Raw genomic sequence first — 16510 nt, forward strand, 5'->3', positions numbered from 1 at the left:
CACCACGGCCGGGTATGCGGGTATACTGGTCGGTCCCGCCAGCATCGGGCTCGTCGCACACATGGTCGGCTTGCCGTTGGCGTTCGCGATGTTAGGCGTGCTCATGTGCATCGCGACGCTGTCGGCGCGGATGGTGATGGCAGAGTCTCTCTAAGCGCCGGCTCAGAGGGAATAGCGACGCGCGTCGAGCTAATGACCGGTCGCAAGGCGGCGTTCGTGCCGACCGTTGATAGCTCGCAACTTGATGGCTGTGGAACAGCACGTCGATCATTGCCTCTGTCCCTGCAAGTCGGCTGGCTGAGCCGCAGCTTTGACATACCGGATCACTCGGCGTTGGGCGTCCCACCGAGCGTTGTTGTTAACGAACTGGGTTGACTGCGCGGCGAGGTTGATTATCTCCGTGAGCGGTTAGCCCGGCTATGTTGTGGCATTCACCGCCGAGTATTCTGGGATCGGCCCTGCGCCCGCTTGGCGGGACACGCGGTTACTCTGGCCGTCCATCTGCTGTCGGCGAGATACGCCCGATACGCCAACTGAATGCCCTCCTGCAGTGAGGTCTGGGCGCGCCAGCCGAGCCTGCCCAGTCGGCTGACGTCGAGCAACTTGCGCGGCGTGCCGTCCGGGCGCGAGGTGTCGAAGCTGATCTCGCCGCGAAAGCCGATGGCGGCCGCGACCAACAGGGCGAACTCGGCGATGGTGATATCTTCGCCGGTGCCGATATTGACCAGTTCAGGGGAGGAATAGGTCTTCATCAAATGGATGCAGGCGTCGGCGAGATCGTCGACATAGAGGAATTCGCGGCGTGGCGTGCCGGTGCCCCACACCACGACGTTGGTAACGCCCGAGACCTTGGCCTCGTGGAAACGGCGGATCAGCGCAGCGACGACGTGGCTGTATTCGGGATGATAATTGTCGCCGGGACCGTAGAGATTGGTCGGCATCACGCTGATGAAATCGGCGCCGTACTGGCTCCGATAGGCCTCGGCCATCTTGATGCCGGCGATCTTGGCGATGGCGTAGGGCTCGTTGGTCGGCTCCAGCGGACCGGTCAGCATCGAGTCCTCGCGCAGTGGCTGCGGCGCCAGGCGTGGATAGATGCAGGACGAGCCGAAGAACATCAGCTTCTCGCAGCCATTGACGTGCGCCGCCTGGATCACGTTGGTCGAGATCGCCAGATTGTCGTAAAGGAATTCCGCGCGCAGCGTGTTGTTGGCAACGATGCCGCCGACCTTGGCGGCGGCGAGGAACACGGCCTGCGGCCGTTTCGCGGCGAACCAGGAATTCACCGCCGCCTGGTCGCGCAAATCGACCTCGCTGCGCGACACCGTCAGCAGATCGGCCTCTTCGCGCGCCAGCCGGCGCATCAGCGCCGAGCCGACCATGCCGCGATGGCCGGCGACGAAGACCGTCTTGCCCTTCAGTTCAAACGCTGTGCTTGCCATTGGCCGCATCCTGCCTGGCCTCGACGAGATCGCTGGCGACCATTTCCTTCACCAGCTGTGCGAACGACGTCTTCGGTGCCCAGCCGAGCTTGGCGCGCGCCTTGCTGGCGTCGCCGATCAGAAGATCGACCTCGGTCGGACGGAAATAGGTCGGATCGATCTGCACCAGGGTGTTGCCTGACGCCTTGTCCACACCGACCTCCTCGACGCCCTTGCCGCGCCAGTCGATGCTGCGGCCGACCTCGGCAAATGCCAGCTCGACGAACTCGCGGACCGATCGCGTCTCGCCGGTCGCGAGCACGAAGTCGCCGGGCTCGTCCACCTGCAGAATCTTGTGCATGCCCTCGACATAGTCGCGGGCATGGCCCCAATCGCGCTTGGCGTCGAGATTGCCGAGATAGAGCTTGTTCTCCAGGCCGGCCTCGATGCGGGCGACCGCGCGGGTGATCTTGCGCGTCACGAAGGTCTCGCCGCGGATCGGGCTCTCATGGTTGAACAGGATGCCGTTGCTGGCGAACATGCCGTAGGCCTCGCGGTAGTTCACCGTGATCCAGTAGCCGTAGAGCTTGGCGACGCCATAGGGCGAACGCGGATAGAACGGCGTGGTCTCTTTCTGCGGCACCTCCTGCACCAGCCCGTACAGCTCCGAGGTCGAGGCCTGGTAGAACCGGGTCTCCTTCTCCATGCCGAGGATGCGGATCGCCTCCAGCAGGCGCAGCACGCCGATGGCGTCGGCGTTGGCGGTATACTCCGGGCTCTCGAAACTGACCTGGACGTGGCTCTGGGCGGCGAGGTTATAGATCTCGGTCGGCCGGATCTGCTGCATTAGCCGGATCAGATTGGTCGAATCCGTCATGTCTCCGTAGTGCATCAGGAACGGCACGTTGCCGGCGTGCGGATCCTGATAGAGATGGTCGACGCGCGCGGTGTTGAGCGAGGACGAGCGACGCTTGACCCCGTGCACGGTATAGCCGAGCCCAAGCAGGTATTCGGCGAGATACGCACCGTCCTGCCCGGTGATGCCGGTGATCAGCGCAACGCGCCGCTTCGAATCCTGAGCCGCCATGGTCTCTCTTAGCTGCGCTGGAAAGAAAGCTTCCCTTCGAATCGTCCTTTGCGAAACGGGCTTCTCGAGAAATCCGCCGGCGCACTTCACCCGCAATCAGAGGAAGCCGATCGTCAGATCTAGTCATACACATCGTGCAGGAATGCACACTATATACATTGATTTATATCGTGCTGGAGCGGGAATACCATCGAGCTTCAAAATGAAAGCCAACGAACCATCGCAGATGGCGAACCCCGTTATGTGCATACGACAATGAGAGAGGGCCGAAAGTTCGTGTTCTCTATCTTTCATTGGGTGCGAGCATTCGCTCGATGTGGCCATGGCGCAAGAGGGTGACTTGCTGAAGCCGCGGTGGTCGATGTATTCGTCTGAACTCTGGCACGTAAGCCAGAGCACGGCGAAGCCTGCGCATCAACAACATTAGCTCTACAAAAATGCCCCGATTCTTCTTCTGAACGGAACCCATAGTCTGGGCGGCAGGATCATCGACGATGATCATCGCTCTTCTGCTGACGGCCCGCTCTCGTAAGCGGCGGATGATCGACGCGAGCACGAAATGTGAGAATGCAGCAAACGTTGGTATAGTTCTTCGAATAAGTTCGATATCGAAAGCTTACGTTCGTACAATGGAGCTTCGGTGGCAATCAATTAGTTTCATCCCGACCAACATAGCTGGAAACCGTCAGAGGCTGATGAGCCTATTACACCAGCGCGACAAACCCTAGAACGGTTGCGTGAATGCGAGAGCAGGACGTTGTAAGGTGACGCCACACTACTTGCACGACGTATCCTTGCGGCGGCCTCGTGCGGCAATGACGCCATCGTCGCTATCCAGCGAAAGTCAGTTTTTGTCGAAAGCGAATTTCATGACCAGATTTCCTGTCGGGGACGTCGGGCTCTTTGAGCTTGGGCGGCATTAATCGATATGTGTGGAATTGTCGGCATCTTGGGGCGTGGTCCGGTCGTCGGGCAGTTGGTCGCTTCGCTCAAGCGATTGGAATATCGTGGCTACGACTCCGCAGGCCTTGCGACGCTCGAAGGGCTACATATCGAGCTCCGGCGGGCTGAAGGTAAGCTGAGAAACCTTGAGGAGCGGCTGCGCTATTGTCCGCCCGAGGGTCATGCTGGTATCGGTCATACCCGCTGGGCTACTCATGGAAAACCGACCGAGAGCAATGCTCATCCGCATGCGACGGAAAATGTCGCGGTCGTTCATAACGGGATCATTGAAAACTTCCGCGAGTTGCGAGCCGAGCTGGAGCGGGATGGGGCCAACTTCCGCTCAGAGACGGACACGGAGGTGGTGGCGCATCTCGTCGAATCTTATCTCAAGAATGGCTACTCGCCGCAGGATGCAGTACAAGCCTCCCTCCCGCGGCTGCGCGGAGCCTTCGCGCTTGCATTTCTCTTCAAGGCCCACGACGACCTTTTGATCGGTGCGCGCAAGGGATCGCCGCTCGCGATCGGACATGGCAACGGCGAAGTGTACCTAGGATCGGACGCGATCGCGCTCGCGCCGTTGACCGACACCATTACCTATCTTGAAGACGGCGACTGGGCCGTGCTTACCCGCGCGATCTGCGTGATCTATGGCGCAGACGGCTCCGTCGTCCAGCGGGAGACATCAAAGCCTGGCGTATCGTCACTCCTTGTGGATAAAGAGAACTATCGCCATTTCATGGCCAAGGAAATCCACGAGCAGCCGAGAGTGGCCTGCAAAACACTGGCGCATTATCTTGATAGGTCAGGCGAGCGCGTAGCCCTGCCGCTCACATTGCCGTTCGATTTTAGCTCCATTCAGCGCATCTCGATTACCGCGTGCGGAACGGCAAACTATGCCGGTCACATCGCCAAATACTGGTTCGAGCGGTTGGCTCGCTTGCCTGTCGAGATAGATGTAGCCTCCGAGTTCCGCTACAGGGAGGCGCCTTTGCGTCAGGGCGATCTCGCGATCGTCATCTCGCAGTCCGGCGAAACCGCTGACACACTAGCTGCGTTGCGATACGCCAAGAGCCAAGGCCTGCACACGATATCTGTGGTCAACGTCTCTACGTCGACGATTGCGCGCGAGAGCGAATCCGTGCTGCCGACGCTGGCGGGGCCAGAGATCGGCGTCGCTTCTACCAAGGCATTCATCTGCCAGCTGATGGTATTGGCGGTGCTTGCCGTCGCAGCAGGAAAAGAGCGCGGTAAGCTGTTAGAGATCCATGAATCGAAGCTCGTGCGCGAGCTCATCGAGGTGCCGCGGTTGATTGCTGCGGCGCTGTTGATTGAGCCGCAGATCGAAAAGCTCGCGGGTGATATCGCCAACTCGAGGGACGTGCTCTATCTCGGCCGTGGCACGTCGGCCCCCCTGGCGTTGGAGGGCGCACTCAAGTTGAAGGAAATTTCCTATATTCACTCGGAAGGTTATGCCGCCGGCGAGCTCAAGCACGGACCGATCGCCTTGATCGATGAGGCCGTGCCTGTGGTGATGATTGCGCCTTACGACGAGCTCTTCGAGAAGACCGTATCGAATATGCAAGAAGTTGCAGCTCGCGGCGGCAAGATCGTTCTGATCACCGATGCGAAGGGCGCTTTGGAAGCGACGCTAGACACACTCATGACCATTGTGCTGCCGGAGATGGTCGCAAACTTTGCGCCGATGGTCTATGCCATTCCGCTTCAGCTCTTGGCTTACCATGCCGCCCTCGTAAGAGGCGCGGACGTAGATCAGCCACGTAATCTCGCCAAATCGGTGACTGTCGAATGAAGCCGCAGTGGTAATGTCGGAGCCTCCCGCCCCGGCATCGGGCTGTTGGGTTTGCGTTCCGCTGTGTTGGTTGTGGATGACGGAGCCGGACAAGTTCTCGATATAGTTGCATCCGAAGTTGCTTGTAGCTTCTGTCTTGTTGCGCGCTCACGCAATCCTGTTGCGCCGCCCCTGGCTCCGCTGACCGCCCAGACAGGTGAGCTTCGAAGCAGAACGATCCCGGCATCAACAGGTCAATCATAGACCGATTAGCTGGACGAGCAGATTCAATCTTGTTTGGGTCATCATCCTAACCTCTGACTAACGCTGATGGGGACCAGGCCCCCCTTCCTACAGGGCCAAATCAGCCTGAAGCCGATTTCGGAACCGATGCTCGGTATCCTCGCGCCCTTGCCGAAACCGACGAGCAGACCGGCGTAGGGAGCTTCGGGCTCCTCCGCCGCGGCTAGCTCATTGGCAGCGCGTAGGCGCGGCAACTGACTTTTTTCAAAATGCCAGCATGCGCGCCATGTCGGCCAACTTGAGCATGGTGAGCGTCATGCGGAGACCACGCGCTGAAGGTTGATCTGGTCGGCTAGGAAGATCTCGCGGAATGCTTTGTCGCGAGGTCACGATGTCCAAGGATAGTCGTAAGGACTTCCTGCACCAGCAAGCCCAATGAGTTCATGCCGCGACGCATAACGGTGTGACCGGTCGCAATCCACACCCGTAAGCCCGACGCAATGGGGATCACCGTAGGCGCCCATCTGCCAGCGCCGCCACGGCGGCCTTCAGCGTCGCGGCGTCGACCGCACCCGTGATCCGCATCCGAGTTCCGCTCGCAAACTCGATCTCGATCGCCCCGCCGCTGCAGGCCGGCGCGAGTGGACAAGGCGTCGGCTCCGCGACCACTATCGCCGGTACGAAGCCAGGTTGATCGGCGGCATCCTTCGGCTCAAGTCGAAACGACCGTCGCCATCGCAGCAGCAATGAGCGCGAAACGCCATACCGCCGCGCTGTCGCCGCGACCTGGCGCGGCGCCTGTAAGCTCTCCAGGACGATCTTGAGCTTCTCGTCCTCGGACCAGCGCTGCCGCCGGCCCGTGTCCACCACCTCAAGCCGCTCGACTGGGGCACTGCGCCTATCACTGTCCATAAGGACAGTTCTCAACAACGCGCCTCATTCGGCAAGGCGGCCTTCACCGGCTTTCAATTACCCACATCTTCGGATTGAACCGATAGCGATGCCGAAGGCGATATCTTGCAGTTTGGTCAGACCACGCCAGACGACGATGTTTCCTGGTGGATGGTCGCGTGTGCGAGCGAGATAGCCGCCGAGCATGGCGATCTGCAAAAGGTAAGTTTCGAGCGTTCGGCGAAGGATGCGCGGTCTGGAACGCGCCGCATCGATGCGGTCGAGTGTTTCTATCTCGGCAGGGGTGAGGACAGTCTCAGGTCTCGCATCCGGTTGAGCGCGCGCGGACATGGTGATCCAAAAGATGCGCCAGCTGACGACAGTGATGAGGGCGAGCAGCTTCACCAGCCGCTCAGCAGTCTGCAATCTCGCGTCCTCGGCGCGGCAACCAGATTTCATGACCTTGCGGAACACCTCGACCTCCAGCGCAAGGCGTACCTGTCGAGCTTTTCGACAGCGGCTGCGAGATCGTCGATGGGCAGATTGGTCACGAGCTTCCAGTCGATCGGATCGCGATCCGAAGGTGGGTCAGCCTGGTGTTTACCTGGCGTCGACAAGCGCGGACGTCCGAGCAGGTCATACCGTCTTCGCCGGTGCAGATCGCCGCCACGGAAGCGGAGGAAACTCCGAAGCTTTTACCTGCGGGTGATAGCCGAGGGCGGTCTGTGGTGGCCGCGCGTATTGGATTGATCGAGATCGACCTTGGCGACCGGCGACGCATCCGAGTGGACGCGCACGTTGATCCAGAAGCGCTGGCGCGGGTCCTTGAGGTACTTGAGCGCCGATGATTGCCATACCGGGTAATGTGCGGGTGATCGAAACGGCCAAGATGAACGATGTTGATCCGCAAGCCTGGCTCGCTGACGTGCTGGCCAGGCTTGCGGATCACCCTGTCAACCGAGTCGCCGACCTACTCCCGTGGAATTGGAAGGCGACCCGACAGTCCAAGGCGGCTGCCGCCTGAGCGCCACCGCAGACCCGCAGACCGGCGCGCCTCCCCGGGGTGCTGGTCGGATGCGTACCTATCTGCGCTGGCTTCAGGAACAGCAGTTCGATCACCCCGCACATCAGATCGCGTTCCAGGAGATGGTCGAAGCAGCGTCGCCAGGGAGCGGGTCGAACGTCTGGAGTGCACGATCGAAGAGTTCGTCTCAGCCTGGTCTCTGGAGCCGCTTGTGCGGGCGCTTCAAACCTTGCGCGGCATCGATCTGATCGCGCATCGTCTCCAAGCGATCGCCCGATCGGTAGCGTTCGCCCACAGCTGCCGTCAGTTCCTTCCTAGTCGCCATGCACGGTTTATATGAAGGTTCTAACCTTCACCCTCTCGATCAGATCGACTTTGCATTTTCGCATTGTTGCCGCTTGTCCTCGCCTGCCACCGCCGGACAAACAGTGCGGAGGGTGTCACAAATGGTAACGCTACTTCGCAAACCTTACGTACGAGGTTGTGATGCTGGACGAGCCTTTGCAACCACTTGCGCGCGGTCGGCTGATGCCGTTCTGGGCGGTCACCCTCCGGGCAGACTTGCTGCAGAGTACGGCCAAAGGTCGTCCCCCCAAGTCCTGGAGATCGCCACCCGTACAGGACGGGATGCATCCACATCAACCCTTCAGTCGGTTTTGCAGTGCCTGTCGGTCGATGACGAGGTTGTCGAGGTTCAGGTCTGCCTGATGTCTTCCCGCCAATCGCCTAACCAGCGCCCGCGTACCGTCGACCACAAAGACACCGCAATCATAGGTGTTCCTCTGCTGGCTTATGGGCGCATTTTGCAGATCAGCTCCCACCCGCGCTGCGAGCGTTGCTGCCGGTCTGCCATTGTACCCTTGAGCGGAGTCGTAATGATAGGCAACCAGCCTGTCGCGATCGCGGCGGTCCACCAGCAGCAACGACCAATGAGAGCCGCGGCGATTGAGGTCGGTGGCGCTGGCATCATTCACCGGCAAGAACAGGAAGTCGGCTGTATCGTTGCCATTCCGATCGTCGACAATGCGATGGAATGCGCGTAGCGCGTCCATCTCGGTACCCTGGCCCACACGAAAGGCCATGAGAGGGTCCACGAACCGGGTCCGGACGGCGAGATTTGGATTGCTCTCCCGCAACTCCTGCGACAGGAGTTCGTAATCCCGCTGGATATGCTCGTCACCCAACCATTCGCTGGCTCCGAGCACCCGCCCGCTGCGGTCGCCGGAAGAGGCGCTCGCAGCCGAAGCGCCGATCCGGGCATGCGGAGCCGACGATGGACGAGGGTGATGGATTAACTGAGCGTCGCGGCGTCCCCGCGGCCCCAATGTGATGGAGTAGGTCTCACCGTTGATAGAGACCGGCTGGGGAGCCATTGCCCAACTCGGCAACAGCATTTTATTGTCCAGTACATCAAGCAGGAAATCCGGCACCGGCTGTGAGCCGTGCTGCCAATCGTCGCCGACTAGATGGCCGATATCCTCGAGCTCTTGAGGCATGCCTGACGACCCGATGAAGAACGGGGGTCTGCCGGCAGCGCTGAGCACCGGCGCAGACCGAGCGTCGTCATGCGTATCCTGCGATGTGGTTGGCAGATCAACGAAAGAATCGAAACCGCGGTAGATGTCTGAGGAACGAGCGGGCGCGCGCTCCGGAGTTGGCCACATAGCCGCGTCAAAGTCGGACGGCACTCGTGGGGACCAGGTTGAGCTCGACCCGGCCGGTTCCTGCCAACCGGCCAGTCCAAATGGGCCTTGCGGCGTCGGCCAATCACCTGGGGCAAAGTCGGACGGCGGCGTTGGCAAATCTCGCACCCAGGTCGAAGTTGAGTTCGAGCCAGCTCTCTGCTGAGGGAGTTCCACACCCAACACTCTGTTTGCTTCGACAACGAAAGAATCGAAACCGCGGTAGATGTCTGAGGAACGAGCGGGCGCGCGCTCCGGAGTTGGCCACATAGCCGCGTCAAAGTCGGACGGCACTCGTGGGGACCAGGTTGAGCTCGACCCGGCCAGTTCCTGCCAACCGGCCAGTCCAAATGGGCCTTGCGGTGTCGGCCAATCACCTGGGGCAAAGTCGGACGGCGGCGTTGGCAAATCTCGCACCCAGGATGACGTTGAGTTCAAGCTTACCCCCTGCTGGGGGAAGGCCACACCCAAGGCCCTGTTTGCCTCGACGACCTGCACGTACTGCACAAGCCTCTTGAAGCCAATGCCGACATTCCCTTTGGCATTCGTGAACTCCTGGTAATCTACGTCCAATGACCGTCGCTGATGCCAATCACCGTTGATTCGACTCACGATGCTCTCTCTACCCGCTGTTCGGAGCCAATCGCTGAACCTACGCTGCGCCGCAGCAATATTCCGGATACTTTTCTTTTTTGATTGGGAAGCTGGGCCGGATCCGAGCTTGCTTAGTTCTTCCTTGGCCAGACCATCGATGATGCTGGCGTCGTCGTCATAAGGACCAACCCCATGTTGCAGCTCGCTGCCTAGGTATTGCCGAAGCTTGTTGATCCCTAAGTGAATGCGCGGCTGGTCAATGGCTTGCTTGAACTCCGAGATATCCTTCTGCAACTGTTTTTCCTGCTGCTCACTGCCGTTGAGTCGACTAGCTATACTTTCCCTGCCCTCTCTTTTCAGCCAATCACTAAGCTTGCGCTGATTACTAGCGATACTGAGGATAGGCGCCCTCTCTTTGGCGGTCGCTTCGAGTCCAAGCTTGCCCAAGGCTTCGTTAGTGGCGCCGTCGATGATCTCGACGTCGCTCTCATATGCACTCAAACTACGGCGTCCCATGACGCGGGGCCCCGGTCCGAGTGTTTCGAACCCTCCCCCGTCAGGCTGAACCCTTCGGAGATGATTCAGGGCTGAAAAGATGCGGCCCTTGGGGTCGTTCTCCTCGCGGTAGGCCGTGATGTCCTCGGCTAATTCGTCGGTTCGAAACCGAGAAGACAGGGATGGCCTCTGTGTGGCTGCGAGCCACTCAGCAAAGTGCTTAAGAACCGCCCCGTTAGATCTGATGGTGCCCTCGGGAACATTACGTGCCCGGGCTGCTGCCTTGAACTGGCGAATGAGCAGAGCGTCTCCAGTAGGACGCGGCGGAGAAGGAGGAGAAGGAGGAGTAGGAGGAGTAGGAGGAGTAGGAGGAGTAGGAGGAGGAGGCAACAACTCGCCGGCGCGGGACTTCCGAAGCGCTTTCAATGCCAAATGCACCGCCTTTGTGCCCCCCGCATTCACAAATTCATTCGCACGGGCCTCCAACTCAATAGGGTTTTCAACCAAACTAGTCAGTGTCAAGTTGTGGGACTTTAAAAAGTCGCTGAATCGGCTCAGATGCTCCGCCATCTTCTGAATGCTACTGCGAGCATAGCTGCCTGCAGCCGCGCGCGCGAACTCGGAAAGCAGGGCCGCGTCCTCTTCGGACGCGCGGCTGCGCTTATAGCAATCTATACGAAGCTCTGAATAGACGACCACATCCGACGAAGGGCCGCTGAACGACCTTTCATCGCGACTTCCTCCGAAGACTTTGCCGAGCCCTGATTTAACGCGAGAAAACAGTCCTCCTCTCTTCTTATGCGTTGTCCGTGCGACGGGCTCCGGTTCCGATGGTGCTGTGTAGCGCGTGCTGCTGAATAGCCTGTCACGCGAGTTAGACTGCGATGCCCCAGGAGCTGAGCCACCAAGGTGAGCGCGAGGCAGATCTACGCTGTAGCGCGTGCTGTTGATTGCGTTATCCCGAAGATGGGACTGCGGCGGCATCCGTATCGAACCGCCAACGTCAGTGGGCTGGATACTGCCATGCGCCTTCGTGGGTCGAGTATCGGGTGAACTCAGCTCGGCCGAGCTCTCATCAGAGCAACTGAGTTGCAGGCCGCTCAGCTGCTGCTCGAAGCCAGCCTGATCCGCAGGAATATGATCCGACTCTTGCCTCGCCCGCTGCTGCTCCTGCAAAGCAGCGTATTGATGCATCCAAGCGTCCGTATTGAACCATCCGTCATAGTTGGGCTTCACATCACTCTCCCTAGATGAGGTAAATCAAAGCTGGACTCACAGATCCAGCTTGAGAAAACCGATCGCTGAGGTCGACAACCGGAACAAAGACACAGAACGAAAGTCGTACCCCCTTCCACCCTGTTCGCTTGCATCCTCCTTTTGCAAGAGAGGTGCGGCACGTCGGGATTGAACTTGGCCCGAGTAGACGCACGAGGTCTGCTTTCATCTCAAACAACCCGTCCTGCTTCGGCTTCAATTTGGAGTTTGGCCGCACGTTCGGTCTAAGGCTACAACCTCACGCTACGTACAAATCAAGCCTTGACGGCTGTGGCGAGGCTGATTGAGGTTGTGTGCAGGTGTCGAGAAGGCGCGTGTTCGCCGTAAGACCGTATGTCCGCGTCTGCCGGTGAGGTGGCTCGCCCTACACTGCGCGTCCGAGGGTTGCGTCGGGAGGTAGAAGCGCGAATCTGTGCGCGAACGGTTGAAATCTTCCTGGGGGGCGAGCGTATCGCGGCGCACATGCGCGGCAGTGGCAACGGGCCGCACACGACGATCAGCGCCCACATGCCTTCCAGCCACCGGCGCTATGGCGAGTGGACTCCGGCAAAGATCCGCAGCGAGGCAACCCGGATCGGCCCGATGCTGCGCCAGCTGGTTGACCGGATCATCGGGGATCGGCCGCATCCCGAACAGGGCTATCGTTCGTGCCTGGGTATCATCCGGCTCGAGAAGCGCTTTGGCGCCGAGCGCCTCGAGGCGGCCGCGTTGCGCGCGCTTGAGATCCAGGCTCGCAATTACCCGAGCGTCAAATCGATCCTCGAGAAGGGCCTCGATCGCGTCCCAACGCTTGCGTCGCCCGAGCGCGAGCCGATCATACACCCCAACATCAGAGGTTCGGACTACTACCACTAAAGGGAAGAAAATGCTGACACACCCCACACTCCCCCTGCTTACCCAGCTCGGTCTTGCCGGCATGGCCGAGGCCTTCACGAGCCTCGCCGACAACGAGGAGGTCCACGGTCTCGCTCACGCCGAATGGTTGGCGTTGCTGCTGGACCATGAAGCCACCTGGCGTAACAACCGGCGCCTGGCGCTTCGTCTTCGCAAGGCAAAGCTGCGTCATCATGCCGTGCCCGAGGATATCGACTACCGCGCTCCCGGTGGGCTCGACCGCCGCTTGTTCGACATGCTGCTCAACGGAGACTGGATCAAGAACCATGAGAATAGCTCGCACCGAACTGTTCTCGCCTCCTTGAAGCGTAGGGCCTGAACACCCGAAAAAGCGTCTGAGCTATTTTAAGTGTCTCCGAATCGATGTTCATTCGTGCCCCCGTTTGCGTAGGCTCGACGATGTACACGTGCGGTCTTCAGCTCAACCTGTGGGGCTGGTGAGATTGCCGATAACCTCTCGCGCCGCGCGCTTCAAAGCCCGGCCTCCACGATCCTGCGGTGGTCGTCGGCAAATTGCCTGCACCAGCGCCATCTCGTGCGTCATCGTCGCCCGGCTCATCCTGTCGATCCGCACCGAGCGCGGCTAGGTGCGGCGGCGATGCGCAAGCTCGTGCAACGCGCAGGCGAGCTTGGCGCTGGCGGGATGCATCACCGCGAACTCACTCCCACTGCAGGACGATGGTCCTGCGCAGTAACCCTCCGGTGGGGCTTTCAATTACCCACATTTCCAGCCGATGCGATTTCAGCGCCGAGTTCGATATCTGTGAGTCTCGAGAGGCCGCGCCAGATGACAACATTTCCAGGTGGCGGATCGCCGGCCCTCGCCAAGTAGCCACCTAGTCGTGCAAGCTTGGTGAGGTAAAATGCAAGGGTTCCAGGGCGACATTGTCGATGGCCGGCGCCGCTGATGAGTTGATCGAGCAATGCGATCTCGGTGTCCGTCAATGCGAGCTTCGGTGACGCGTCTGGGGCGATGCGATTGAGCATGGTGAGCCAGAGGACGCGCCAGCTGAGAATGCAGAAGACCGCCATTAGATTGGCGAGTCGCTCCGCGGTCCGAAGTTTTGAGTCTTCCGCCTTGCAGCCCGATTTCAGGATTTTGTGGAACACCTCGATTTTCCACCGCATGGCGTACCAGTTGATCTTCTCGATTGCCTCGGAGCGCCCGCGGACGGCTAGGTCCGTGATGAGCTTCCACTCAATCGGTTTACGGCCCGTTGGCGTACCGCGCTCGGTGGCATGGATTATAGTCAGGTCGAGGGCTGGATAACGTTTCTGCTTCCCGATGGGAGACAAGACTGCGATCCGCTTGAATTTGATTTCCAGCGCGGCCTTCGTCGTCTCGCCCTTGTCATTGCGCGCGTCGATAAAATGCAGGCCTTTGACGCTGGTCTCTTCCATCTCGGTTGCAATCGTATGACCGCCATCGCCCGCCAGCCGATCGACGCAGGCGCGGACAAGGAAGTGAGCGCCAAGCTCTTGCGTCAGGCAATACAATTCGTAGATGTCGCTTTCACGGTCACCGATATGAATGCAACGCTCCGGCTGTCCGAGCCGCTCGATCGATTGCCTGAGATTGTCGAGCCAGCGAACGCTCTCCTTCTTCTCGATCGGAACGCGGGTCGGGTTGATCTTCTTCTTGAGCTGCGCTGTGCCTTTGAACTTTTTCCGTGTCCAGAACTTCACCGCCGCCAATCCCAGCGGTAGGCCCTCGACAGTCACGGCGAGACTGGAATGCATCAGCATTCCGCAGACCGTGTGATGGCGCCAACGGCCATCCTTGTCCCGGCCGCTGTTGACGCTCTTGGTCAGGCCGATAGCGCTCGTGTTCGCGCGTTGGTAGGAGAATTCCGTCGTGTCCTGAATGAGGAGAATTGGGCCTGTACAATCATCGTAGCGCGCGCGTGTGGCGGCGAAGTGGCCGCTGAGGATGTCGGCTTCCTCCACACGCTCGTCGGCGAAGAAGCGGTAGGCCGCCTTCGTGTTGGCCCAGTCCTGGCACGCGAACGGTATGCTCCCGCCCATACCGTCACCAATTTGCTTCAACAGCTCGCCAAATCGCTGACCAAGACGGGCATCCTTGAAAGCTGTCTTGTCGATCTCGCCCTCTGTCCAGTGTTCGACGACGCTTTCATCACCATCATCCTGGCGACCATCCGGGCCGGCTGACCAACGAGACGTCGTTCCGCTTGAACACATGAAGGCACCTTCACCGGACGGATACCAACGAACTTGCGGGCGCCATCGCTTAGCGGCTCCTTGTTGAGCCGAACAGCCGCGGCCCCTTCCTGTTTGTGAACAGCGTCATCACGTTGCGGGCTGATTGCGGCGAGGTGATAGTGCAGAAAAAATCGGAGGTGACTGCCGACACCTCAGGGGCCGCTCGTCGTTATAATGTCTGCCGATGTCTCCACTTTCTTTCTGGCAAGGCACAGGAACGAATAAGCATTGACGCATTCGGCCCCTGCTCTGAGTCTAACGCGCACCAGGATGTATGACACCGAACTTCGCAATTACAATTAATCGACTACTCAAGATCGGCCCGTGGTCAGGCTTCATCCGCCCTGAATGGCGACGCAGAGCCACTGAGTTTGGTCGCGTTCCATGCCAAGCCGCACCGCATCGAAAAGATCCCGATCACGGAAACGCCTCAAGAAAGCAACGAGTAAACCTTGCTCGTGCTTCAGGTGGATGATCCGATCGAACCTGGCGCGAAACAGGTCGCCTTCCCCCGTCGTTTCCGGCTTCTTCGGGCGCATCGCGCGCCTCCGCTACGAAGGAATCACGGCTGGCTATTCTGCAGGCTTTCCGGCCTTCCGCCGTGAAAAGCTTGCAATCTCGTATCGCAGCGGGGCCAAAAACCGACTCTCACTCAACGGCTTGGACACTTCTTCACGGACGACACTTATGAAGACGCCCCGGCGAGCGCGGCGCCGGACTGCGCGCCTCGCCCTGTCGTTTCACCGAATTTAGTTCTCCCTTTATTTGCCCACGTCAGCTTTCGGACAGCTGAGCTGCTTATCAGCGGAGTCAGGTCTAACGACCTGAACACAATGCAACATCCATAGGAGTGTGGTCGTCATGTACGGTCGAATTAACAATTGGTCGGATGTTCCATCCGACGATGAATATCATCGCGCAAGCTCCCCGGAGCACGGGAATGCCGACGACTTCGCGGACGCATTCTCTAGAATGCGATTGCAGGAGTCCGACGCCAGCTCATCCTCGGGTCCAAGTTATTACAACAATCCAAGACCTCCTATTATCGAGATCAACAGAGAGACATTCCGGCGAGAGATGAGGACTTTTCATGGCGAAGAAATCGAGCATATCGCCAACAATCCACAGGAATACTCAGAATTTGTATCCGAAAGGGCTAGGCGCACGGCGGACGTCGCTAACGATTATGGCATCCGAAGAGATTCGGACGCCGCCCGATATTACAGCTACCAACTCGGAAATAGGAGCGTCGGTCTCCAAAGAACGGAAGGCGGATTTCCTATGACTGACTTCAGAAGCCGAGGCTGGCGCGAACAGTTTCCCGGTCGAACTGACGTCACGTCCACCGTGGATTTCCAGGTTGCTCATCCGCTCGTTTCGAATGCCGGCGATATTCTGCTCGAGCATCAACTTCGGCAAGATGGCGAACGGCCTCTGGTGAACTGGCGTCCTGCGAATGACGAAGCGAGAACCCGTGCAGAACAAATGGGCTTCGTCCATGTGGACCGAGACGATATGGTACTTGACCCAACCCGGTCCGGACCCTGGAGCTACAGGGATGGTGAATGGCAGCGTGATACCCAGCATTCGACGTATCTCTCCAAATACGCCAGCGATCCCGAATCTTCGTCAGAGGCCGGCTCGGATGGAGACTTTATGTGACGTGAGATCTCCACCAATCCATGAGCGAGGTGGAGCTAGGAGCGCAGACCAACCGACATCTGCGGCTTACGATCAAGACCTAGGATCGAACCCGGGTAGCGTTATGATATCGCTGCGTGAAGGTTAGGCCTTGCTGATCGGTGGGCTCGTCGGCTTGGCCCAGGGCAGCAATTCGTGCAGACGCGAAGCGGGAAGGTCGGCGATGGCTCGGACTGGAAGCGTGTGCCGATGCGACCTGTGGATCAGCCGGTACGAGCTGGTCGATCATTATCAAGAGGCGTTCGTCAC

At 59.5% G+C, this 16510-nt stretch carries 9 protein-coding genes and 5 pseudogenes; 7 read left to right on the forward strand and 7 right to left on the reverse strand.

The annotated features are described in order from the left end of the window. Window positions 1–154, forward strand: a pseudogene (locus FNJ47_RS51340) (MFS transporter); the annotation flags it as partial. Window positions 155–431: 277 nt separating this feature from the next. Here the strand turns inward: FNJ47_RS51340 and fcl are convergent. Together fcl and gmd are read right to left on the reverse strand one after the other, a co-directional pair. Further along, complete coding sequence (gene fcl, locus FNJ47_RS18865) at window positions 432–1442, reverse strand: GDP-L-fucose synthase (RefSeq protein ID WP_163155687.1); 1011 nt, start codon at window positions 1440–1442, stop codon at window positions 432–434. Then, window positions 1423–2508 (reverse strand): GDP-mannose 4,6-dehydratase, encoded by a 1086-nt coding sequence (gmd, locus tag FNJ47_RS18870; protein WP_163155689.1) that lies wholly within the window; start codon window positions 2506–2508, stop codon window positions 1423–1425. Before gmd ends, fcl begins: the two co-directional genes overlap by 20 nt. A 928-nt stretch (window positions 2509–3436) precedes the next feature. Here gmd and glmS point away from each other — a divergent pair. Further along, a complete protein-coding gene (gene glmS / locus FNJ47_RS18875; RefSeq protein ID WP_163155691.1) occupies window positions 3437–5263 on the forward strand; it encodes a glutamine--fructose-6-phosphate transaminase (isomerizing) in 1827 nt (608 codons plus the stop codon). A 729-nt stretch (window positions 5264–5992) separates the two neighbouring features. Here glmS and tnpA read toward each other — a convergent pair. Both tnpA and FNJ47_RS18885 read right to left on the reverse strand, forming a co-directional pair. Continuing rightward, entirely contained in the window at window positions 5993–6355 is a 363-nt protein-coding gene (gene tnpA / locus FNJ47_RS18880; RefSeq protein WP_347341684.1) for an IS66-like element accessory protein TnpA, read from the reverse strand. Window positions 6356–6454: 99 nt separating this feature from the next. Next, the gene (locus FNJ47_RS18885; RefSeq protein ID WP_163155695.1) at window positions 6455–6850 is read right to left on the reverse strand and encodes a hypothetical protein; all 396 of its coding nucleotides are present in this window, start codon (window positions 6848–6850) and stop codon (window positions 6455–6457) included. 397 nt (window positions 6851–7247) lie between these two features. Here FNJ47_RS18885 and FNJ47_RS18890 point away from each other — a divergent pair. Beyond that, window positions 7248–7400: pseudogene (locus FNJ47_RS18890) on the forward strand (transposase domain-containing protein); the annotation flags it as partial. 32 nt (window positions 7401–7432) lie between these two features. Continuing rightward, window positions 7433–7650 (forward strand): annotated as a pseudogene (locus tag FNJ47_RS18895) (IS110 family transposase); the annotation flags it as partial. A gap of 388 nt (window positions 7651–8038) precedes the next feature. Here the strand turns inward: FNJ47_RS18895 and FNJ47_RS51345 are convergent. Continuing rightward, window positions 8039–10177 carry a Ulp1 family isopeptidase gene (locus tag FNJ47_RS51345; RefSeq protein ID WP_235999959.1) on the reverse strand — a complete coding sequence of 713 codons (2139 nt, stop codon included), beginning with the start codon at window positions 10175–10177 and terminating at the stop codon, window positions 8039–8041. A 1647-nt stretch (window positions 10178–11824) separates the two neighbouring features. Here FNJ47_RS51345 and FNJ47_RS18905 point away from each other — a divergent pair. Further along, window positions 11825–12301, forward strand: a pseudogene (locus FNJ47_RS18905) (IS21 family transposase); the annotation flags it as partial. A gap of 10 nt (window positions 12302–12311) precedes the next feature. Further along, window positions 12312–12614, forward strand: a pseudogene (locus tag FNJ47_RS18910) (ATP-binding protein); the annotation flags it as partial. A gap of 437 nt (window positions 12615–13051) precedes the next feature. On the opposite strand, the gene FNJ47_RS18915 reads toward FNJ47_RS18910, so the two are convergent. Beyond that, window positions 13052–14539, reverse strand: coding sequence for an IS4 family transposase (locus tag FNJ47_RS18915; protein WP_163155699.1), 1488 nt, complete (start codon window positions 14537–14539; stop codon window positions 13052–13054). Window positions 14540–14895: 356 nt separating this feature from the next. Continuing rightward, window positions 14896–15099 (reverse strand): hypothetical protein, encoded by a 204-nt coding sequence (locus FNJ47_RS18920; protein WP_163155685.1) that lies wholly within the window; start codon window positions 15097–15099, stop codon window positions 14896–14898. A gap of 322 nt (window positions 15100–15421) precedes the next feature. Here FNJ47_RS18920 and FNJ47_RS51350 point away from each other — a divergent pair, with 322 nt between their 5' ends. Then, window positions 15422–16222: an effector protein NopP gene (locus FNJ47_RS51350; RefSeq protein WP_283811260.1), complete on the forward strand. Its 801-nt coding sequence runs from the start codon at window positions 15422–15424 to the stop codon at window positions 16220–16222. The last annotated feature ends 288 nt before the right edge of the window (window positions 16223–16510 follow it).

It is taken from the genome of Bradyrhizobium uaiense (genome assembly GCF_010811875.1).
In the GTDB taxonomy this organism is placed as follows: domain Bacteria; phylum Pseudomonadota; class Alphaproteobacteria; order Rhizobiales; family Xanthobacteraceae; genus Bradyrhizobium; species Bradyrhizobium uaiense.